Source organism: Achromobacter sp. 2789STDY5608615, from assembly GCF_001298995.1.
Lineage (GTDB): Bacteria > Pseudomonadota > Gammaproteobacteria > Burkholderiales > Burkholderiaceae_B > Achromobacter > Achromobacter insuavis.
This window is the reverse complement of sequence record NZ_CYTY01000008.1, coordinates 114,670-134,559: the sequence shown is the minus strand read 5'-3', so window position 1 is coordinate 134,559 and position 19,890 is coordinate 114,670. Positions and strand designations below refer to the sequence as shown.

Genomic DNA, 19,890 nt, shown 5'->3' with positions numbered 1-19,890 from the left:
GATACGACACACCGGCCGGAGAGGCCGGTGCGAAGCATTGCTCGGGCACCACAAGAGGCGCCCGTGGATCGGGCAATCCAGGGGGATTACAGGCCGGGCTGGTAGACCCACTTGCCGCCTTCGACCTTGACGATGACGCGCGAACGCTCGTCAAAGCCGGCGTGGTCGGTCGGCGACATGTTGAACACGCCTTGCGACGCGGGCAGGTCCTTGATGTTTTCCAGGGCGTCGCGCATGGCGGCGCGGAACTCCGGCGTGCCCGGCTTGGCGCCGGTCTTCAGGGCCACGGGCAGCGCGGCCACGACCAGCTGGCCGGCATCCCACATGTGGCCACCGAAGGTGTTGGTCGAACCAGCGCCGTTGGCCTTCTCGTAGGTCTCGACGTAGGCCAGGGCCGACTTCTTGACCGGGTTGCTGTCGGGCAGCTGGGCCGCGACCAGCAGCGGGCCGGCCGGCAGGTACATGCCGTCGCAGTCCTTGCCGCAGACGCGCAGCACGTCGTTGTTGGCGGCGCCGTGAGTCTGGTAGATGGTGCCGCCGTAGTTGCGGGCCTTCAGTTCCTTTTGCGGCAGCGCGGACGGGGTGCCGGCGCCGGCGATCAGGATGGCGTCGGGCTTGGCGCCGATCAGCTTGAGCACCTGGCCGGTGACGCTGGTGTCGGTGCGGCTGTATTTCTCGATGGAGACGATCTCGATGCCCTTGGCCTTGGCGGCCTTCTGCATCACATCCAGCCAGCCGTCGCCGTAGGCGTCGGCAAAGCCGATGAAGCCCAGCGTCTTGACCTTGGACTTGGCCATGGCGTCGGCCAGCGCGCCGGCCATCAGGGCGTCGTTCTGCGGGGTCTTGAAGACCCAGCGGCGCTTGTCGTCCACGGGTTCGACGATCTTGGCGCTGGCGGCCACGCTGATCATCGGCACCTTGGCTTCGGCGGCCACGTCCACCATGGCCAGCGAGCCCGGCGTGACCGACGTGCCGATCAGCACGTCGACCTTGTCGTCGGACGCCAGCTTGCGCGAGTTCTTGACGGCTTGGGTCGTGTCGGTGGCGTCGTCCAGGACGATCCACTCGATCTTCTGGCCGGCCACTTCCTTGGGCAGCAGCGCGACGGTGTTGCGCTCGGGGATGCCCAGCGACGCGGCGGGGCCGGTGCTGGACACCGTCACACCCACCTTGACCTGGGCGCTGGCCAGCAGCGGCAGGGTCAGGGCAACGGCGGCGGCGGCCGCGGACAAGCCGAAGTGCTTGCGCATGTTTTGTCTCCTGTGGTGGCTCTTTTTTTGCCCCGGACGAGGCGGAAGCGAGCCTAGTTAAAGTTATACAGAAAAAAATATTATAGGGTTAAAACAGTATCAGATGACCTCGCGCAACTACGGTAAATCCCTGACGTGCTACAGAAACCACAATTCAGCAAACGCATTCGTTAATGGCGAACTTGTACTTGAAAGCCTCGCGGGCGTCAGTTGGGGGATTCCCTTGGACCACGACCGCCCGCGCAGCGTTCAGCGGCCGCGCATCGGCCACACCCGCTCGACCCGCGTCGCCACCCACGCCGCCAGCGCCGCCTTGATCAGATCGCCCGGCACGAACACCGCCACCGCCAGCGCGGCCTTGGCCAGCCCCATCTTGGTGACCGTTGCCAGCCACGGCACGCCGAAGGCGTAGACCACGGCGATGCCGCCGATGACGCAGGCGATGGCGCAGCCGGCCAGCTGGCCGCCGAAGCCCGTCGCCCTGCCCGCCAGGCGCCGCGCCAGCCAGCCGGTCACGAACGCGCCCGCCACCAGCCCCACCAGGAAACCGCCGGTCGGCCCGAAGAACGCCCCCAGGCCGCCGCGCCCGCCCGGCAGCACCGGCAGGCCGATGGCCGCCAGCGCCAGGTACAGCAGGCAGGCCAGCGCGCCGCGCCCCGGCCCCAGCATGGCGCCGGCCAGCATGGCGCCCAGCGTCTGCAGCGTGATCGGCACGGGAATGCCCGGCAGCGGGATCGGCGGAATCAGGCTCAGCACCACGATCAGCGCGGCGAACAGCGCCACCAGCACAGTGTTGTTGGATTTCATTGCAATGCCCTTTCTATCTAGCGGGACGGGGGAATCAGGAAGGCAGTCGGAACGTCACAGGCTGCGGGCGTCGATGGCCTCGGCCACTTCCTGCGCCCGCTTCAGCGTCAGCACCACCAGCGGCACGATCAGCGCCACCGGGTTGGCGCCCAGCCCGCGGGCCGCCTGGGCCTCGCGGATCTCGTGGAAATTGCGCCATATCTCGGGCACGAAGCGCAAGGCCAGCGCCAACGCCAGCGAGACCTTGCCCGCGTCCAGCAGGCCGATGCGCTGCAGCGGCATCAGCACCCGCTCGCACACGGCGATCAGATCCGAGCTGCGGGTCGACAGCGTCACCGCCAGCGCCAGCCCGACCATCGCGGCGATGCGCAGGAGTACGGCCAGCGCCTCGCGCCAGCCCTGGAACCAGGCCGTGAACGCGCCGACGGCCAGCAACACCCAGACCAGGCCGCGCACCTGGCGCCAGACGCCGCCGGGCGTGGCGCCGGCGCACCACAGCAGCAGGCCGGCGACCGCGCAGGCGCCCGCCAGGAGGGCGGGATCGCGCACCAGGAACAGCCCGGCGCCGGCCGCGGCCAGCGCCAGCAGCTTCAGGCCGGCGGGCAGCCGGTGCAGCGGCGAGTCGCCAGGGATATATAAGGGCTCGATCACGCGCAGTGATTCCGGTACCAGCGCAGCGCGGCGGCCGGCTGGTCGTCGGCGGCAATGGCGCCGTCCTGGATCACCAGCACCCGCTCGAAGTCTTCCAGCAGCGCCAGGTCGTGGCTGACCACGATGGCGTCCTGCGGCATGGCGGCGATGGCGTCGCGCACCCGGTTGCGGTTGCGCAGGTCCAGCTGGGTGGTGGGTTCGTCGAACACCACCAGCCCCGGCCGCATCACCAGCACCGCCGCCAGCGCCACCAGCTGGCGCTCGCCGCCGGACAGGGTGTGGCTGGTGCGGTCCGCCAGGTGGGCCACGCCCAGGTCGGCCAGCGCGGCCTCGATGCGGGCCTCGCGTTGCGCGCGCTCGGGTTCCAGGTGTTTCAGGCCGAACGCCAGGTCCTCGCGCACGATCGGGAAGACGATCTGGTTCTCGGGGTTCTGGAACACGAAGCCGACCTGGCGGCGCACCGCCTTCAATTCATGCCGGGTATCCAGGCCGCCCACGCGCACGCTGCCGGAGGTCGGCAGCACCAGGCCGTTGACCAGCCGCGCCAGCGTGCTCTTGCCGGCGCCGTTGGGGCCGACGATGCCGACCCGGCGCCCGGCCAGCGCCACGCTCACCCCGCGCAACACTGTGGTCTGGGGCGTCGATACAATCGCCTGGTCAAACTCGATTAACATGGGGCGGGATTATGCCCGAACCATTTCGGGCATCGGGACTCCAAGAGCTGATATGGATAAAGTACGCAAAACCGACGCCGAATGGCGGGCCCAGCTGTCCCCGGAAGAATACGTCGTCACCCGCCAAAAGGGTACCGAACGCGCGTTCACCGGGCGCTACTGGAATACCTTCACCCCGGGCATCTACCGCTGCGTGGGCTGTGGCACGGCGCTATTCGCGTCGGACACCAAGTTCGACGCCGGCTGTGGCTGGCCCAGCTATTTCCAGGCGCTCGACCCGGAACTGGTGCGCGAGGAACGCGACACCACCCACGGCATGGTGCGCACCGAGGTGCTGTGCAACGTCTGTGACGCGCACCTGGGCCACGTCTTCCCGGACGGCCCCGAGCCCACCGGCCTGCGCTATTGCATCAACTCCCTGTCGATGACGTTCGAACCCATAGAAGAATGAAGAAGTTCCTGTTCGACCTCTTTCCGCTGTTCCTGTTCTTCCTGGCCTACCGGTTCACCGACATCTTCGTGGCCACCGGCGTGGCCATGGCGGCGGCGGTGCTGCAGATCGTCTGGCTCAAGGTCACCGGCCGGCCGACCGAAGCCATGCACTGGATCAACCTGACCGTGATCCTGGTGTTCGGCGGCGCCACCATCTGGCTGCACAGCGACGTCTTCATCAAATGGAAGCCCACGGTGCTGTACTGGCTGTTCGGCGGCGCGCTGGTGTTCGCCCGCCTGCTGTTCGGCCGCAACCTGATCCGCCGCCTGATGGAAAAGCAGATCCAGCTGCCGGACGCGGCCTGGGACAAGCTCAACCTGATCTGGGCCGGCTTCTTCCTGTTCGCTGGCGCCATCAATCTCTATGTGGCGTTTTCGGGGCACTTCACCGAATCCCAGTGGGTCAGCTTCAAGGCCTTCGGCCTGATGGGCCTGATGATCGTCTTCGTCATCGGCCAGTCGCTCTGGCTGGGCAAGCACATCCAGGCCGAGGACGGCCCGGGCGCGCCGCCCAAGCCCTGACACCCTGCGGCCGGGCCTGAACGCCCGGCTCCCTCCCCTCATGGCGCGCCCCGCGCGCCGGAACTTTACGATCGACGCCATGTCTGAGACCACCGACCGCATCGCCCTGATCCGCGAGCGCCTGGCCGTCCTGGAACCGGTTTCCCTGGACATCCTTGACGACTCGCATTTGCATGCCGGTCACGAAGGCAGTAAAAACGGCGCCGGCCATTATCGCGTGCATATCGTGGCATCCTGTTTTGCAGGACTGACCGCCGTGGCGCGACATCGGCTGGTGTATCATCATTTGCAAGATTTGATCCCCTATCCGATTCATGCGCTTGCGCTAGACGCCCAGGCTCCCAAATAGAAAGTAAAAGGATATTCATGAAACGCATCGTCATGCTGGCCGCCGCCTGCGTCATCGCCGTGCCCGCTTTTGCCCAGAACGTCGCCACCGTCAACGGCAAGGCCATTCCGCAGAAGAGCCTGGATCAATTCGTCAAGCTGCTGGTCAGCCAGGGCGCCACCGATTCGCCCCAGCTGCGTGAACAGGTCAAGCAGGAAATGATCAACCGCCAGGTCTTCGTGCAAGCCGCCGAATCCGGCGGCATCGCCAAGCAGGCCGACGTCCAGACGGAAATCGAACTGGCCCGCCAAGGCATCCTGGTCCGCGCCCTGATGGCCGACTACCTGGCCAAGCACCCGGTGTCGGACGCCAAGGTCACGGCCGAGTACGACAAGATCAAGAAAGAACAGGCCGGCAAGATGGAATACAAGGTCCGTCACATCCTGGTCGAAGACGAAAAGACCGCCAACGACCTGCTGGCCCAGCTGAAGAGCAACAAGGGCAAGTTCGACGACCTGGCCAAGAAGAACTCGAAGGACCCCGGCAGCGCCGAAAAGGGTGGCGACCTGGGTTGGGCTCCCCCGACCAACTACGTCCAGCCTTTCGCCCAGGCCGTGACCCAGCTCAAGAAGGGCCAACTGGTCGACAAGCCGGTCCAGACCCAATTCGGCTGGCACATCATCATGGTCGACGACACCCGCCCGGTGGAATTCCCGCCGCTGGATCAGGTCCGTCCGCAACTGGAAGAAATGCTGCGCCAGCAAACCCTGGCCGACTACCAGAAGGAACTGCGCGAAAAGGCCAAGATCCAGTAAATCTGGCGTCTTCCCGCGAAAACCGCCCGCCCTGCGCGGGCGGTTTTTTTGTCCGCGCGAAACGCCGGGGGAAGATGACGACGGTCGCGCCGGCAAGAAAAACAGGCCGCGCGCCAGAAGGCGGGCGGCCTGTTCGACAGGGCCGGGCGACGGGCCGGCGGCGCGGCCCCGACGCGATCAGGACAGGCCCAGCAGTTCCTTCAGCGCGTCCTCGTCCAGCACCGTGACGCCCAGTTCCTGGGCCTTGGTCAGCTTGCTGCCGGCGTCTTCGCCGGCCACCAGGTAGGCGGTCTTCTTGGACACCGAGCCGCTGACCTTGCCGCCCGCGGCCTGGATGCGCATGGAGGCTTCCTCGCGCGTCCAGTTGGGCAGCGTGCCGGTCAGCACGAAGGTCTTGCCGGCCAGCGTGGTGTCCTCGGGCACGGCCTCGGCCACCGGGTGCACGCCCTGCGCCTTGAGCTGGTCGATCACCTCGCGGTTGTGCTGCTCGGCGAAGAAGCGGCGGATCGAACCCGCCACCACCGGCCCCACGTCCGGCACCGAGGACAGCGCGTCCTCATCGGCGTCCATGATGGCCTCGATGCTGCCGAAATGCCGGGCGACGTCGCGCGCCGTGGTCTCGCCCACGTGGCGGATGCCCAGCGCGAACAGCAGGCGTCCCAGCGCCGGGGCGCGCGCCTTGTCGATGGCTTCGACCAGATTGTCGGCCGACTTCTGGCCCATGCGGTCCAGCCCCACCAGCTCGAGCGGACGCAGGCTGAACAGGTCGGCCAGCGATTTGACGCGGCCGCTGTCCACCAGCTGCTCCACCAGCTTCTCGCCCAGGCCCTCGATGTCGAGCGCCTTGCGGCTGGCGGCGTGCCACAGCGTCTGCTTGCGCTGCGCGGCGCAGAACAGGCCGCCGGTGCAGCGGGCGATGGTTTCGTCTTCCAGGCGCTCGATCGCCGAGCCGCAGACCGGACAGCCCTTGGGCATGACGAATTCACGCGCGTCGGCGGGACGCTGCTCGAGCACCGCGCCCACCACTTCGGGGATCACGTCGCCGGCGCGCCGCACGATGACCGTGTCGCCGATGCGCACATCCTTGCGGCGGATCTCGTCCTCGTTGTGCAGCGTGGCGTTGGTGACGGTCACGCCGCCCACGAACACCGGCTTGAGCCGGGCCACCGGCGTGATCGCGCCGGTACGGCCGACCTGCACCTCGATGTCCAGCAGCGTGGTGGTGGCCTCTTCGGCCGGGAACTTGTGCGCCAGCGCGAAACGCGGCGCCCGCGCCACGAAGCCCAGCAGCTTCTGCGCCGGCAGCGAGTCCACCTTGTAGACCACGCCATCAATGTCGTAGGGCAATTCGGGGCGCAAGGCGCCGACCTTGGCGTAGAAGGCCATCAGGCCCTCGGCGCCGGTGGCGCGATGGTTATGCTTGACGTTGACCGGCAGGCCGAGCGCGGCCAGCCAGTCGAGCATGGCGCCGTGCGATTTCTCGGGCAAGGTCGCGGCGGCGTCGGTCGCGCCGGCCGGCGCCTCGTCGAACAATCCGCTCTGGCTGCCCGGCAGGCCCTGCACTTCCCCCCACCCATAGGCGAAAAAGCGCAGCGGCCGCTTGGCGGTGATGCGCGGGTCGAGCTGGCGCAGGCTGCCGGCGGCGGCGTTGCGCGGATTGACGAAGACCTTCTCGTCACGCTTGGCCTGGGCGGCGTTGAGCTTCTCGAAATCGGCGCGGTTCATCAGCACTTCGCCACGCACCTCCAGCACCTTGGGCGCCGGGCCGGTCAGCTGCAGCGGGATCGCCTTGATCGTGCGGATGTTGGACGTGACGTCCTCGCCCGTCTGGCCATCGCCGCGGGTGGCGGCCTGGACCAGCCGGCCGTCTTCGTAGCGCAGGCTGATCGCCAGGCCGTCGAGCTTCAGTTCACAGAAATATTCGGCCTGCTGCGCCGGGCCCAGCAGGCCCGCGCCGCGCAGCGTGTCGGTGACGCGGCGGTCGAACGCCACCACGTCTTCCTCGTCGAAGGCGTTGCCCAGCGACAGCATCGGCACCGCATGGCGCACGCTGCCGAAGGCCGAAACCGGCGCCGCCCCCACCCGCTGGGTCGGGGATTCGGGCGTGACCAGTTCAGGGTGGGCGGCTTCCAGATCCTGCAGCTCGCGCATCATCCGGTCGTACTCGGCATCCGAGATCGACGGGTCGTCGTAGACGTAATAGCGGACGTTGTGCTGCTCGATTTCCGCGCGCAGGCGCGCCGCGGTTTCCGCCGCGAGGGTCCCTCCGGCCTTGCTCATTATGCAAACACCCGCTGGGCGCGCTCGCTGCCGGCGGGCAGGCCAGCCTGCTCGAGCTGGCCGAACAGCACCTGCAACCGTTCGTCGATGACGCTTTCCGAGCCGTCGGCCAGGGGCTTGCCCTGGTCATCGACCAGATCGGCGCGCAGGCGCGCGGCGAGCTCGCGGCCCACGTCGACCATGCGGCCGAAGGCGCGGCTGTCGGCGGGGCTGCAGGGCACGTCGAGCAACAGGTACAGGCGCTCGATGCCGCCCATGCCGGCGTCGAAGGCGGCGCCGTCGGCGCGCGCCAGGGTGAAGCGGGCCACGCCGTTCTCGGCCGGCCAGGCCAGGCGGTTGCCGTCGGCGACGAAGCCGGCGTCGCGGGCGACGCTCAGGACCTCGGCGGCCGGCTGGGCGGCGCCCAGCAGCAGCGTCAGGCCGACCTGGGTGTCCAGCGCGGCGCAAGTGTCGTCCAGGCGCGCGGCCTGTTCCAGCACGGCCTGCTGGTCGGGGCCTTCGATGGTGGCGTCGAAGCGTTCGGCCATGTCCTGGGCGCGGGCCCAGGCCTGCGACCATTCGATGGCGGTCAGCGGGCCGCTGCGGTTGGCCAGCAGCACGGCCAGCTGCATCGAGGCATACGATTCGCCGGTGTGCACGCGCGCGCGGTGGCGGCGTTGATCGGTTTCGGCGAACACGCGCATGGGCTTGCGGCCCACCTGGCGCAGGCTCTGCATGTAGGGCAGCAGGTCGGCGCCGCGCGCCGGCTCGGCGAAGTTGATCTCGATGACCACCTCGCAGGCGGGATCGGGTTCCTCGGCGTCGTCGGCATCGCTGCCCGGATCGACCGGCTTGGGCTGCTCGGGGTGCGCCTTGGGCGCGTCGCCCATGCCCGGCTCGCGGCGCACGGATGCGCCACCCGCGGCGGCGGCCGTTGCGGCACCCGCGCCCAGCAGCGGATCCTGCTCGGAGGTGGGGAAATGGCTTTGCATCTTGCGGCGGACGCGGCGGTCCTGCCACCAGTTGAAGCCCAGCACCAGCAGTATCAGCAAGACGCCCAGGGCAATCAGCCCGATCTGCAAATCACTCATGTGTAAATCCCGCGCCATGAAGCCGGCGCCATTCTGAATATTGGTTTATGCCGCTTCGGAGGCCATCATCTGGACGGCCGAATCTATGTCTACCGCAACGATACGCGAAACCCCCTGCTCTTGCATGGTGACGCCGATCAGTTGCTTGGCCATCTGCATCGCGATCTTGTTGTGCGAGATGAACAGGAACTGGGTCTGCTCGCTCATGTTGGCGACCAGGTTGGCGTAGCGTTCGGTATTGGCGTCGTCCAGCGGCGCGTCCACCTCGTCCAGCAGGCAGAACGGCGCGGGGTTCAGCTTGAACAGCGCGAACACCAGCGCGGTGGCGGTCAGCGCCTTTTCACCGCCCGACAGCAGGTGGATGGTGCTGTTGCGCTTGCCCGGCGGCTGCGCCATGACCTGCACGCCGGCGTCGAGGATTTCCTCGCCGGTCATGGTCAGCTTGGCCTCGCCGCCGCCGAACAGCTTCGGGAACAGCTCGCCAAAGTGGCCGTTGACGACGTTGAAGGTCTCTTGCAGCAGGTCGCGGGTTTCGCGGTCGATCTTGCGGATCGCGTCTTCCAGGGTCTCGATGGCGGTCATCAGGTCCTGGTGCTGGTCGTCGAGGAAGCCCTTGCGCTCGCGCGAGGTGTTCAGTTCGTCCAGCGCGGCCAGGTTGACCGAGCCGAGCGATTCGATCTGGCGCGAGATGCGCGTGACTTCCGATTGCAGCCAGCTGGCGCGGCGCCATTCGTCGGGCTGGTTGGCCAGGTCCTGGGCCAGGGCCTCGCGGTCGACCTCGCGGGCGTTGAGCTGCTCGGTGAACTGCTCTTCGGCCAGGCGCGCGGCCTGTTCCTGCAACTGCAATTCGGTAATGCGGGCGCGGCGCGGCTCGAGCGTGCGCTCCTGTTGCATGCGGTCTTCGTCGGCGCCGCGCAGCAGGGCCGCCAGGTTTTCCATTTCCTGGCGCGCGCGCGACAGCGCCTCTTCGCGCTCGGCGCGCAATTCCAGGGCGTCCTGCAGGCCGGCCTGGGAGGCCGAGGCGTCCAGGTCGACCAGGTCGGCCAGCAACTGTTCGAGTTCGACCTCGCCGCGCTGGCTCTGGTCGGCCGCCAGCTGGCGGTTGCGCTGCAGGTCGGTGATGCGGACCTGGATGCCGCGCTCGGCGAATTCGGCTTCCTGGGCGGCGCGTTCGAGCTCGCGCAGGCGGGTGCGGGCGGCCTCGGCCTGGGCGGCCAGGGTCTCGCCGTCCATTTCCGCGTCGGCGAAGCGCGACTGGTGCTCGGCCAGTTCCTCGTCGAGCGCCTCGAAGCGGGCTTCGGCCTCTTCGCGGGTGGCGCGCAGGTCTTCTTCGTGCGCCGAGATCTCTTCGAGGTCCTGGCGCAGGCGCGAGGCGTGCTGGCCGGACTGCTCGGCCTGCTGCTGCAGGCGCGAGTGCTCCAGCTGGATGTCGTGCACCCGGCGGGTGACTTCGGCGACCCGCTGGCGGGCCGGCGCGATGGCCTGGCTGACCTGCTGCCAGGCGACCTCGGCGCGGGCGACGGCGGCGCGGGCCTGGTCGGTGATGAGCTGCTGGGCCTTGATCTCGCGCTGCAGGTTTTCGATTTCCTGCTGGCGCGCCAGCAGGCCGGCCTGCTCGGAATCCGGGGCATAGAAGCGCACGCTGTGCGCATCGACCAGATGGCCCGCCTTGACCACGCAGGCGGCGCCGGCCGGCAGCGTGGCGCGGGTGGCCAGGGCCTGGGCCAGATCGGTGGCGGTGTAGATGCCGCCCAGCCAGTCATTGAGCAGCGTGCGCAGGTCCGGATCGGTGATGCGCAGCAGGCTGGCCAGCGGCGTCAGGCCGGCGGGCGCGGCCGGCGCGGGAGCCGCGGCCGGCAATTGATAGAAGGCCAGGCGGGCCGGCGGCGCGTCCTCGGAGAAGGCGCGGGCCCAATCCAGGCTGCGCACCTCGAGGGACGCCATGCGCTCGCGCAGGGCGGCTTCCAGGGCGGTCTCCCAGCCCGGTTCGATATGCAGTTTCTGCCACAGGCGCGACAACCCGGCCAGCTCGTGCTTGGCCAGCCACGGCTCCAGCGCGCCCTGTTTCTGCACGTCTTCCTGCAGCTTCACCAGCGCCGACAGGCGGGCTTCCAGGCGCGCCAGGTTCTGCGCGTCGGTCTGGGCGGCGGCCTGGGCGCGGCTGCGCTCGGCGTCGGCGTCGGGGATCTGGCCTTCGAGGGTGGCCAGCGCTTCCTGGGCCTCCTCGAGCTGGTCTTCGCCGGCGACGCGGTCGCCGGCCAGTTGCTCCAGGCGCACCGGATCGGGGCTGTGCAATTCGCGCAGTTCCTGCTGCAGGCGCTCGCGGCGCTGCTCCAGGGTCTGCATCTGGCGGTCGGCGTCGCGCTGGGTCTGCGCCACCAGGGCCAGGTTCTGCTCCACCCGCGCCAGCGAGGCGCGCATCTCGTCGCGGCCGGAAGCGGCCTCGCGCACGCGCTGCTCGACCGCCGGCAACGCCGCCTGGGCGTCCTCGGCGGCGGCGCGCGCCTCTTCGGTGCGGGCGGCGCCGGCGGCCAGGTCTTCCTCGGCCTGCGCGATCTGCTCGGTGCAGTGCTCGCGCTGGCTGGTCCATTCGGAGATCTGCTGCTGCAGCTGGTCGCGGCGGGCCTGCAGGCGGTTGCGGGAATCCACCACGTGGCGGATTTCCGCCTCCAGGCGGCTGACCTGGGCGTTGGCCTCGTACAGGGCGCCCTGGGAGGCGTGAACCGCGTCGCTGGCGGCGTAGTGGGCCTGGCGCCGGGATTCGAGCGCGGCCTCGCCGGCCCGCAGGCCGGCGATGGCGGCTTCCAGCTCGTTCTGGGCCTGGGCCATTTCCTGGGACTTCCTGGCGCGCTCTTCGCGCGCGCCGGTTTCCTTCAGGAACCACAGCGCGTGCTGTTTCTTTTCGCCGTCGGCCTGCAGCTCGCGGTAGCGGGTGGCGACCTCGGCCTGGGCCTCCAGCTTTTCCAGCTGGCTGTTCAGTTCGCGCAGGATGTCTTCGACGCGGGTCAGGTTCTCGCGCGTGTCGGACAGGCGGTTTTCGGTCTCGCGGCGGCGCTCTTTGTAGCGCGACACGCCGGCGGCCTCTTCCAGGAACACCCGCAATTCCTCGGGGCGTGCCTCGATCAGGCGGTTGATCATGCCCTGGCCGATGATGGCGTAGCCGCGCGCGCCCAGGCCGGTGCCCAGGAAGATGTCATGGATGTCGCGGCGCCGGACCTGCTGGTTATTGACGAAATAGCTGCTGGTGCCGTCGCGCGTCAGCACGCGGCGCACCGCGATCTCGGCGTAGGTGCTCCATTGCCCGGCGGCGCGGCCCTCGCTGTTGTCGAACACCATTTCGACCGACGCGCGGGCCGCCGGCTTGCGGTTGCCCGAGCCGTTGAAGATGACGTCCTGCATGGACTCGCCGCGCAGCTCCGAGGCCTTGGCCTCGCCGAGCACCCAGCGCACCGCGTCGATGATGTTCGATTTGCCGCAGCCATTGGGACCCACCACGCCCACCAGCTGGCTGGGCACGGGAATCACGGTGGGATCGACGAAGGACTTGAAGCCGGCGAGTTTGAGCTGAGTAAGACGCACAGTACGATGACGACGGGGTGGGTTGAACGAAAGGCGTTAACGGACCTGCCGCACAGATTGCAAACCGGCCCGTGTAGGGCCGGCTTGCGTATGGGTCGTATGATACCGCAGGCAGTCTGTCCCCAAACGTGAGCAAAGGTCAAGCCGGGGACTGCCCGCCCCCTTGGCGGCCGCGCGACTGACCCACCGCAACCCGCGGGCAAACGCTGAATAGCCCTCCCCCCGTCACGGGCTATACTCGCTGACACTTTTTCGCAAGACGCATAATTTTCACGCAGACCGACCGGGCTCAGGTCAAAGTACGGGGACATTCTTGAAACGAGGTTTCTATCTGGTCATGGCCGCGCAGGCCTTCTCGTCATTGGCGGACAACGCGCTATTCATTGCCGCGATCGCCCTGATACAGGAACTGCACGGCCCCGACTGGCTGGCCCCGATCATGAAATGGTCCTTCGCGCTGGCCTACGTGGTGCTGGCGGCCTTCGTCGGCGCCATCGCCGACTCCTACCCCAAGGGCCGCGTGATGTTCTCGACCAACGCCCTGAAAGTGGCCGGCTGTCTGCTGATGTTCTCGTACGCCAGCATCGGCGTGGCGCCTGAATACCAGACCTACCTGGTCTGCGCCGCCTACGGCGTGGTGGGCATCGGCGCCGCCGCCTACTCCCCCGCCAAGTACGGCATCGTCACCGAAATGCTGCCCCCCAGCATGCTGGTCAAGGGCAACAGCTGGATCGAGGGCCTGACCGTCTTCTCCATCATCCTGGGCACGGTGCTCGGCGGCCTGCTGATCTCGACCACGGTCTCCACGGCGCTGCTGCAACATTCCTTCATCGGCAAGCTGGTGCACACCCCAGCCGAGGCGGCCATCCTGGTGATCGCCTTCGTCTACCTGCTGGCGGCGCTGTGCAACCTGCTGATCCCGCACACCCACGTGCGCTATCCGCCGCAGCAGAAGAACCCGATCAAGCTGATGGGCACCTTCCGGGGCTACGTCCGCGTCCTCTGGAAAGACAAGCTGGGCCAGATCTCGCTGGCCGTCACCACCCTGTTCTGGGGCGCCGGCGCCACGCTGCAGCTGATCGTCATCGAATGGGGCCGCAGCCACCTGGGCTACCAACTGGACAAGGCCTCCATGCTGATGGGCGTGGCCGCCCTGGGCACGGTGGTGGGCTCGATCCTGGCCGGCCGCATTCCGCTGCGCCGCGCGCTGTCGGTGCTGCCGGTGGGCGCGGCCATGGGCCTGGTGGTGCTGCTGATGCCGCTGGTCTACTCGCCCTGGAGCGTCTACCTGCTGCTGTTGCTGACCGGCGGGCTGGCGGGCTTTTTCGTGGTGCCGATGAACGCCCTGCTGCAGCATCGCGGCCACGTGCTGCTGTCGGCGGGCCACTCGATCGCGGTGCAGAACTTCAACGAGCAGCTCAACATCCTGCTGATGGTGGCCGTGTACACGCTGCTGCTGTGGCTGCAGCTGCCCATCAACGTCATCATCGTGATCTTCGGCACCGTCGTCGCCGTGCTGATGGTGGTGTTCATGCGCTGGAGCAAACGCAACCTGACGGACAACCCTGAACTGCACGACCAGATCGGCCAGGAAGGCCACGGCCACGCGCTCGACTCGCACTCGCATTCGCGCCAGTAAAAAGCCGGCCGCCGCCCGCGCGGCCCGCCCCGTCCCCCGGCAGCGCCCGGGGCCGACAACGCCCCGGCGGCGCTAGACCAGCCGGGCCGCCAGCTTCAGGTCCTGCCAGGCCCGCGCCTTCTCGGCCGGGCTGCGCAGCAGGTAGGCCGGGTGATAGCTCACGATCACCGGGATCTCGCGCCCCTCATCCGTTTTCATCTGGTGCACGCGGCCGCGCAGGCTGCCGATGGTGGCATCCGTGCCCAGCAGCGTCTGGGCGGCGAAGCGGCCCAGCACCAGGATGCGCTCGGGCTTGAGCAGCGCGATCTGGCGCATCAGGTAGGGGCTGCAGGCGGCGATTTCCTCGGGCTTGGGATTGCGGTTGCCCGGCGGACGGCACTTGATCACGTTGGCGATGAAGACGTCGCGCTCGCGGCTCATGCCGACGGCGGACAGCATGGCGTCCAGCAATTGCCCGGAGCGGCCGACAAAGGGCTGGCCCTGCCGGTCTTCCTGCTCGCCCGGGGCCTCGCCCACCACCAGCCAGCGCGTGGGCTGGCCGCCATGGCCGAACACCGCGTGGCGCCGGCCGCCGCACAGGCCACAGGCGGTGCAGGCCAGCACCTGTTCGCGCAATTCATCCAGATTGGCATTCTTGACCGCTTCGGCGACCGGAATGACCGCCGGAGCGGCCTCCTCGACCGCCGCCTTGGGCGCCGGCTTGGGAGGCGGGCCATTGCGCAGGCCCGGTCCCGGGCCGGCCGCCCGGGCAACGGGCGCCTGGACTTGCGGCTGCGCCGCCGCGGGCGGCGGCGCGGCAACGTCGCGCAACGGCGCAGCGGCAGCGCCGGCCGGCTCGACGACTGGGGAATCCGTTTTGGAAACAACGACTTGCGGCGCGGGCACGGCCACCGGCTGCGGCGCCGGCCGCAGCCACAGGCGTTCCATGCCCAGCTCGCGCAGCCACAGGCGCTGCAGCGGATTCACGCGCGGCGCGGGCGAGGCCGGCACGGTATTGGGCGCCGTCACGCCGACGCTCCCACGGACGCCGCGGCGACAGGCGCGTCCAGGCGCTTCTGCATCACCAGCGCATCCTCGCGCCCGCCCTTCTCGGCCGGGTAATAACCGCGCCGCAGGCCGATCTGCAGGTAGCCGCGGGCCTTGTAGAACTCGACGGCCGACACATTGGACGGACGCACTTCCAGCAGCACGCCCTCGAGACCGCGTTCGCGCGCCTGCTGCTCGCACCAGTCGAGCAGCACGCTGCCCAGCCCCTGCCGATGCAGGTCGCGGGCCACGGCAATCACCAGCAGGTGAGCCACGTCGGGGGCGAACATCAGGATGCAGAAGCCCGCCACCCGGCCCTCGCGCCGCAGCGTCCAGGCGCCATAGCCGGCCGCCAGCGCGTCGGTGAAATTGCCGCGGGTCCAGGGAAAGGCCTGGACGTTGGCCTCCAGGGCCACGACCTCGTCCAGGTCCGCGTCGGTCAGCGGCTGCGGGCAGACCGGCGCCAGCGTCGACTGCGCCTTGGGATTGCCGCCCTCGCCGCGCAGGCGTTCGGCGGTGGTGAAGGCGACCTTGTCGCGCACGTACAGCGGCGCGGCCAGCTCCGGCGGCACGGTTTCCCCGCGCTGCCAGGCCTGGCTCGCCAGGCGTGCCACGCTGGCGGCCTCGGGCCGCCGCGCCTCGGCGGCGCGGCGCCAGCCAGCGGGAATGGTCATCTCGGCGGCGTAGGCGTCCCAGGCGTCACCCGCCAGCAGCGCCTGCAGCGGCCGCCCGGCGGCGCGCGACCAGGCCGGCAGGTGGTGCGCCGTCCAGGGCGCCACTTCGGCGGCCGCGATCAGCAGCGGCGCCTGCAGGGTGTCCCAGACGGGCTCGCCCGTCGGGCCGGCGCCCTGGCGGTAGACCGCCAGATAGACTTCGTTCATGCGGGCGTCCAGCGCCACCACGATGGCGTCGTCCGGCCCGCCGCCCGCCTGGGCGGCCACGGCCTGATGCGAGACCACCGGCAATACCGGGATGCCCAGGCCCATGGCCATGCCCTGGGCCACGCCGCAGGCCACGCGCAGCCCGGTGAAGCCGCCCGGCCCCTGGCCGAACGCCACCGCCTGCAGGGCGCCAGGCGCCAGGCCGGCCTCGGCCAGCAGTTCATTGGCCATCGGCAAGAGGCGTTCCGCGTGCTCCTGGGAGCCCTCGTGTTCGCGGACGGCGACCTCCAGCCGCCCGTCGGAGACGCGCAAAAGGGCCACGCCGCACCGCGACGAAGAGGTTTCCAGAGCCAGCAGGTTTAGTTCCATAGATGCAGATTGTACGAAATACCGGGGGATTCCCCCCGTATGTAAGGGGGATTTCAACCATGGTTCGCAATGTGTAATATCTTGTGAACGCCCACTAGCCGCTGGTTCTTGTCACTGTTACATTTCCGGCCATGAACACGCAAAACACCACCCCCACCCGAAAAATCCTCGTCGTCGACGATGATCCGCGCTTGCGCGATTTGCTGCGTCGGTATCTGTCCGAGCAGGGATTCAACGTTTTCGTTGCCGAAGACGCCAAAGAGATGGGCAAACTCTGGCAACGCGAGCACTTCGACCTGCTCGTGCTGGATCTGATGCTGCCCGGCGAAGATGGCCTGTCCATCTGCCGCCGGCTGCGCGGTGGCCACGACAATACTCCCATCATCATGCTGACGGCCAAGGCGGAAGAAATCGACCGCATCGTCGGCCTGGAGATGGGCGCGGACGACTACCTGTCCAAACCGTTCAATCCCCGTGAGCTGCTGGCCCGGATCAACGCGATCCTGCGCCGCCGCGGCACCGAGGAACATCCCGGCGCCCCCAGCCAGGAAAACGAATCCATCGCCTTCGGCCCCTACGTGCTGAACCTGTCGACCCGCACGCTCACGCGCAACGGCGAACAGGTGCCCATCACGACCGGCGAATTCTCGGTGCTCAAGGTGTTTGCCCGCCACCCGAAGATTCCGCTGTCGCGCGACAAGCTCATGGAACTGGCCCGCGGCCGCGAATACGAAGCCTTCGACCGCAGCCTCGACGTGCAGATCTCGCGCCTGCGCAAGCTGATCGAGCCGAATCCGTCCAAGCCCGTATTCATCCAGACCGTCTGGGGTCTCGGATACGTGTTTGTGCCGGACGGTGGTAGTTGATCGATACGCCCGCCCCGGGCAGGAGCGCAGCCTCGTGCCCCGCTTGCGCAAAACCTTCAGGAACCTGACTTCACGTCTGCGGCTCGGCTTGTTCGGCCGCACGTTCCTGCTGCTGGCCGCCTTGATGCTGGTCAGTCTTGGGGCGTGGCTACAAGTCTTCTTCAGCATGGAGCTGGGCCCGCGCGCCAATCAGATGGCGCAGCGGGTGATCACGGCCGTCAATATCACGCGCACCGCGCTGATCTATTCCCATAACGGCGAACGCAGCAAGCTCCTACTCGACCTGGCCACCAATGAAGGCATCCAGGTCTATCCGCGCGAGGTCACCGACTTCGCCGAAGCCCTTCCCGACGACGATTACTGGCAGCGCGTGGCGCAGCACATCCGCACCCGCTTCGGCCCGGAAACCCAGATCGCCTGGGGCGTGAACCAGGTGCCCGGATTCTGGGTCAGCTTCCAGATCGAAAAGGATCTTTACTGGCTGGTGTTCGAGCGCGAGCAGATCGGACTGACCGGCGGCATCGAATGGCTGGGATGGGGCGCCACGGCGCTACTGCTGTCCCTGGTGGGCGCGGCGGTCAGCGTCGGCTTTGTCAACCGGCCGCTGTCGCGGCTGGCGCGCGCGGCCCAGGTGCTGTCGCGCGGCGAGACCCCGGCGCCCCTGCCCGAGCAGGGCCCGCTGGAGATCCGCGACCTGAACGCCTCGTTCAACCGCATGGCCAAGGACTTGCGGCAGGCCGAGGCCGACCGCGAGCTGATGCTGGCGGGCATTTCCCATGACCTGCGAACGCCGCTGGCGCGCATGCGCCTGGAAATCGAACTGAGCGGCGTGTCGGAAGACGCGCGCCAGGCCATCGACGAGGACCTCGGCCAGATCGACCACAGCATCGGCCAGCTGATGGAGTACGCCCGTCCCGCCGGCACCCTGCCGCAACTGGCCACCGACATTTCCGCCGTGCTGGCCGAGCTGTACGAGCGCGAGCGCAGCCACACCTCGTCGCTGGGCGGCGAGCTGGACGCCACGCTCGAACCCGGCCTGCGCGCCCGCATCACCGCGCTGGACCTGAAGCGCATCGTCAGCAACCTGATCGAGAACGCGCGCCGCTATGGCCGCTCGACCGACGGCATGGCCCATCTGGTCATGACACTGCAAGCTGAGGGCGGCATGATCGTGATCGAGGTGTCCGACCGCGGTCCCGGCATCGCCCCCGAGGACGTCGACCGCCTGTTGCGTCCCTTCTCGCGCGGCGAAGCCGCCCGCACCGGCGTCAGTGGCGCCGGCCTGGGCCTGGCGATCGTCGAACGCCTGCTCAAGCACGTCGGCGGCGCCCTGCGCATGCTGCCGCGCGAGGGCGGCGGACTGACCGCCCGCATAGAGTTGCCCAAAGCGAAGTTTAGGAATTATCAATTAGACAACGATAATCCATAGCGTAGAATTTATGGTTTGAGGCACCGCCTTAATTCCACCAACAACTACTGGGAGTAAACATGAAAACTGTTGGCGACAAACTCGAGCCCTTCAAGGTTACCGGCGTCAAGCCCGGCTTCAACCAGCACGAAGAAAACGGCGTCTCGGCTTTCGAAGACATCACCGAAAGCTCGTTCCCCGGCAAGTGGAAGGTGATCTACTTCTACCCGAAGGACTTCACGTTCGTGTGCCCGACCGAAATCGTCGGCTTCAACAAGCTGGCCAAGGATTTCGAAGACCGCGACGCCGTCCTGCTGGGTGGCTCGAGCGACAACGAATTCGTCAAGCTGGCCTGGCGCCGTGAGCACCCGGACCTGAACAAGCTGGGTCACTACCAGTTCGGCGACACCACCGGCGCCCTGATCGACCAGCTGGGCGTGCGTGAAAAGGGCGCTGGCGTTGCCCTGCGCGCCACGTTCATCGTCGACCCGGACAACACGATCCAGCACGTTTCGGTGAACAACCTGAACGTCGGCCGTAACCCGGAAGAAGTCCTGCGTCTGCTCGACGGTCTGCAGACCGACGAGCTGTGCCCGTGCAACCGTACGGTTGGCGGCGCCACGCTGTAATTTCCAGCCCGGCCGGGGACCTGTCCGCAGGTCCTTCGCCGGGCTTTAACTGCGCTAGATTATAGGTAAAAACTATGGAATTTCTGACGACCATTAAGGAACAGCTGCCGGATTGGGCCAAGGACATCCGCCTGAATCTGGACGCCGTGATCGCCCGCTCGACCCTGGCCCCGGAAGACGCCGTCGGCGCCGCCCTGTCGGCCGCCTACGCCGCGCGCAGCCCGGTGCTGGTCGAAGCCTTCAAGAGCGGCCTGTCGGAAGCCGACGCCAATGCCGCGCTGACCGCCTCGGCGCTGATGGGCATGAACAACACCTGGTACCCGTATGTCGAGATGACCGGCGACGCCCAGCTCAAGAGCCTGCCGGCCCAGCTGCGCATGAACGCCTACGCCACCCATGGCGGCGTCGACAAGAAGCGCTTCGAGCTGTTCGCGCTGGTGGCTTCGATCATCGGCAAGTGCCACTTCTGCGTCGCCTCGCACTACGAGAACCTGAAGAAGGACGGCCTGTCGACGGAACAGCTGCGCGATGCCGGCCGCATCGCCTCCGTGGTCAATGCCGCCGCCCTGGCGCTGGCCGCCCAGGGCAAGTAAGCCCCGGCTGA

The 19,890-nt window shown here is 68.0% G+C and carries 18 protein-coding genes; 9 read left to right on the top strand and 9 right to left on the bottom strand.

Annotated features, from left to right (window positions below):
- Positions 1 to 86: 86 nt before the first annotated feature.
- The 4 genes from AOZ49_RS09415 to AOZ49_RS09400 all read right to left on the bottom strand — a co-directional run bounded on the left by AOZ49_RS09415 (position 87) and on the right by AOZ49_RS09400 (position 3,382).
- Positions 87 to 1,250 carry an ABC transporter substrate-binding protein gene (locus AOZ49_RS09415; RefSeq protein ID WP_054429627.1) on the bottom strand — a complete coding sequence of 388 codons (1,164 nt, stop codon included), beginning with the start codon at positions 1,248 to 1,250 and terminating at the stop codon, positions 87 to 89.
- Between the two features lie 249 nt (positions 1,251 to 1,499).
- On the bottom strand, positions 1,500 to 2,057 hold the full coding sequence (locus tag AOZ49_RS09410) for a biotin transporter BioY (protein ID WP_054429628.1): 558 nt from the start codon (positions 2,055 to 2,057) through the stop codon (positions 1,500 to 1,502).
- Between the two features lie 54 nt (positions 2,058 to 2,111).
- On the bottom strand, positions 2,112 to 2,708 hold the full coding sequence (locus AOZ49_RS09405; RefSeq protein WP_054474946.1) for an energy-coupling factor transporter transmembrane component T family protein: 597 nt from the start codon (positions 2,706 to 2,708) through the stop codon (positions 2,112 to 2,114).
- Positions 2,705 to 3,382, bottom strand: a complete 678-nt coding sequence (locus tag AOZ49_RS09400) for an energy-coupling factor ABC transporter ATP-binding protein (RefSeq protein ID WP_054474945.1) — start codon at positions 3,380 to 3,382, stop codon at positions 2,705 to 2,707. Before AOZ49_RS09400 ends, AOZ49_RS09405 begins: the two co-directional genes overlap by 4 nt.
- 52 nt (positions 3,383 to 3,434) lie before the next feature.
- On the opposite strand from AOZ49_RS09400, the gene msrB reads away from it, so the two are divergent.
- The 4 genes from msrB (at position 3,435) to AOZ49_RS09380 (ending at position 5,539) form a co-directional block, all read left to right on the top strand.
- Complete coding sequence (gene msrB, locus AOZ49_RS09395; protein WP_054429633.1) at positions 3,435 to 3,833, top strand: peptide-methionine (R)-S-oxide reductase MsrB; 399 nt, start codon at positions 3,435 to 3,437, stop codon at positions 3,831 to 3,833.
- Complete coding sequence (locus tag AOZ49_RS09390) at positions 3,830 to 4,396, top strand: septation protein A (RefSeq protein WP_054429635.1); 567 nt, start codon at positions 3,830 to 3,832, stop codon at positions 4,394 to 4,396. Before msrB ends, AOZ49_RS09390 begins: the two co-directional genes overlap by 4 nt.
- A 79-nt stretch (positions 4,397 to 4,475) precedes the next feature.
- Positions 4,476 to 4,745, top strand: coding sequence for a BolA family protein (locus tag AOZ49_RS09385; protein ID WP_054460648.1), 270 nt, complete (start codon positions 4,476 to 4,478; stop codon positions 4,743 to 4,745).
- Positions 4,746 to 4,762: 17 nt separating this feature from the next.
- Positions 4,763 to 5,539: a peptidylprolyl isomerase gene (locus AOZ49_RS09380; protein WP_006393432.1), complete on the top strand. Its 777-nt coding sequence runs from the start codon at positions 4,763 to 4,765 to the stop codon at positions 5,537 to 5,539.
- 177 nt (positions 5,540 to 5,716) lie between these two features.
- Here AOZ49_RS09380 and ligA read toward each other — a convergent pair whose 3' ends face one another.
- Genes ligA through smc form a run of 3 tightly spaced genes read right to left on the bottom strand, consistent with a single transcriptional unit; the run spans position 5,717 to position 12,468 of the window.
- The gene (ligA, locus tag AOZ49_RS09375) at positions 5,717 to 7,819 is read right to left on the bottom strand and encodes an NAD-dependent DNA ligase LigA (protein WP_054474944.1); all 2,103 of its coding nucleotides are present in this window, start codon (positions 7,817 to 7,819) and stop codon (positions 5,717 to 5,719) included.
- A complete protein-coding gene (locus AOZ49_RS09370; protein ID WP_054474943.1) occupies positions 7,819 to 8,889 on the bottom strand; it encodes a cell division protein ZipA C-terminal FtsZ-binding domain-containing protein in 1,071 nt (356 codons plus the stop codon). The genes ligA and AOZ49_RS09370 overlap by 1 nt, the downstream gene beginning before the upstream one ends.
- 45 nt (positions 8,890 to 8,934) lie before the next feature.
- Positions 8,935 to 12,468, bottom strand: a complete 3,534-nt coding sequence (smc, locus tag AOZ49_RS09365) for a chromosome segregation protein SMC (RefSeq protein WP_054474942.1) — start codon at positions 12,466 to 12,468, stop codon at positions 8,935 to 8,937.
- A 313-nt stretch (positions 12,469 to 12,781) separates the two neighbouring features.
- On the opposite strand from smc, the gene lplT reads away from it, so the two are divergent.
- On the top strand, positions 12,782 to 14,107 hold the full coding sequence (gene lplT / locus AOZ49_RS09360) for a lysophospholipid transporter LplT (RefSeq protein ID WP_054474941.1): 1,326 nt from the start codon (positions 12,782 to 12,784) through the stop codon (positions 14,105 to 14,107).
- Positions 14,108 to 14,179: 72 nt separating this feature from the next.
- On the opposite strand, the gene AOZ49_RS09355 is transcribed toward lplT, so the two are convergent.
- The gene (locus tag AOZ49_RS09355) at positions 14,180 to 15,115 is read right to left on the bottom strand and encodes a uracil-DNA glycosylase (protein WP_082380375.1); all 936 of its coding nucleotides are present in this window, start codon (positions 15,113 to 15,115) and stop codon (positions 14,180 to 14,182) included.
- Positions 15,112 to 16,383, bottom strand: coding sequence for a tRNA (adenosine(37)-N6)-threonylcarbamoyltransferase complex dimerization subunit type 1 TsaB (gene tsaB, locus AOZ49_RS09350; protein WP_054474940.1), 1,272 nt, complete (start codon positions 16,381 to 16,383; stop codon positions 15,112 to 15,114). The genes AOZ49_RS09355 and tsaB overlap by 4 nt, the downstream gene beginning before the upstream one ends.
- Before the next feature lie 131 nt (positions 16,384 to 16,514).
- Between tsaB and ompR the strand changes: the two genes are divergently transcribed.
- From ompR to AOZ49_RS09330, 4 genes are all read left to right on the top strand, one after another.
- Positions 16,515 to 17,249: a response regulator transcription factor RisA gene (gene ompR / locus AOZ49_RS09345; protein ID WP_003813882.1), complete on the top strand. Its 735-nt coding sequence runs from the start codon at positions 16,515 to 16,517 to the stop codon at positions 17,247 to 17,249.
- Between the two features lie 34 nt (positions 17,250 to 17,283).
- Positions 17,284 to 18,678, top strand: coding sequence for a sensor histidine kinase RisS (locus tag AOZ49_RS09340; RefSeq protein ID WP_006389232.1), 1,395 nt, complete (start codon positions 17,284 to 17,286; stop codon positions 18,676 to 18,678).
- Between the two features lie 59 nt (positions 18,679 to 18,737).
- Positions 18,738 to 19,286, top strand: coding sequence for a peroxiredoxin (locus AOZ49_RS09335; RefSeq protein WP_006389231.1), 549 nt, complete (start codon positions 18,738 to 18,740; stop codon positions 19,284 to 19,286).
- 74 nt (positions 19,287 to 19,360) lie between these two features.
- A complete protein-coding gene (locus AOZ49_RS09330) occupies positions 19,361 to 19,879 on the top strand; it encodes a carboxymuconolactone decarboxylase family protein (protein ID WP_025137075.1) in 519 nt (172 codons plus the stop codon).
- Positions 19,880 to 19,890 lie beyond the last annotated feature (11 nt).

Excerpts from the sequence above, each read along its gene's own strand:
- ligA (WP_054474944.1), bottom strand. The coding sequence starts at position 7,819 with ATGAGCAAGGCCGGAGGGACCCTCGCGGCGGAAACCGCGGCGCGCCTG.
- msrB (WP_054429633.1), top strand. The coding sequence starts at position 3,435 with ATGGATAAAGTACGCAAAACCGACGCCGAATGGCGGGCCCAGCTGTCC.
- AOZ49_RS09410 (WP_054429628.1), bottom strand. The coding sequence starts at position 2,057 with ATGAAATCCAACAACACTGTGCTGGTGGCGCTGTTCGCCGCGCTGATC.
- AOZ49_RS09380 (WP_006393432.1), top strand. The coding sequence starts at position 4,763 with ATGAAACGCATCGTCATGCTGGCCGCCGCCTGCGTCATCGCCGTGCCC.
- AOZ49_RS09415 (WP_054429627.1), bottom strand. The coding sequence starts at position 1,250 with ATGCGCAAGCACTTCGGCTTGTCCGCGGCCGCCGCCGCCGTTGCCCTG.
- ompR (WP_003813882.1), top strand. The coding sequence starts at position 16,515 with ATGAACACGCAAAACACCACCCCCACCCGAAAAATCCTCGTCGTCGAC.
- AOZ49_RS09385 (WP_054460648.1), top strand. The coding sequence starts at position 4,476 with ATGTCTGAGACCACCGACCGCATCGCCCTGATCCGCGAGCGCCTGGCC.
- AOZ49_RS09400 (WP_054474945.1), bottom strand. The coding sequence starts at position 3,382 with ATGTTAATCGAGTTTGACCAGGCGATTGTATCGACGCCCCAGACCACA.
- AOZ49_RS09370 (WP_054474943.1), bottom strand. The coding sequence starts at position 8,889 with ATGAGTGATTTGCAGATCGGGCTGATTGCCCTGGGCGTCTTGCTGATA.
- AOZ49_RS09335 (WP_006389231.1), top strand. The coding sequence starts at position 18,738 with ATGAAAACTGTTGGCGACAAACTCGAGCCCTTCAAGGTTACCGGCGTC.
- AOZ49_RS09330 (WP_025137075.1), top strand. The coding sequence starts at position 19,361 with ATGGAATTTCTGACGACCATTAAGGAACAGCTGCCGGATTGGGCCAAG.
- AOZ49_RS09390 (WP_054429635.1), top strand. The coding sequence starts at position 3,830 with ATGAAGAAGTTCCTGTTCGACCTCTTTCCGCTGTTCCTGTTCTTCCTG.
- tsaB (WP_054474940.1), bottom strand. The coding sequence starts at position 16,383 with ATGGAACTAAACCTGCTGGCTCTGGAAACCTCTTCGTCGCGGTGCGGC.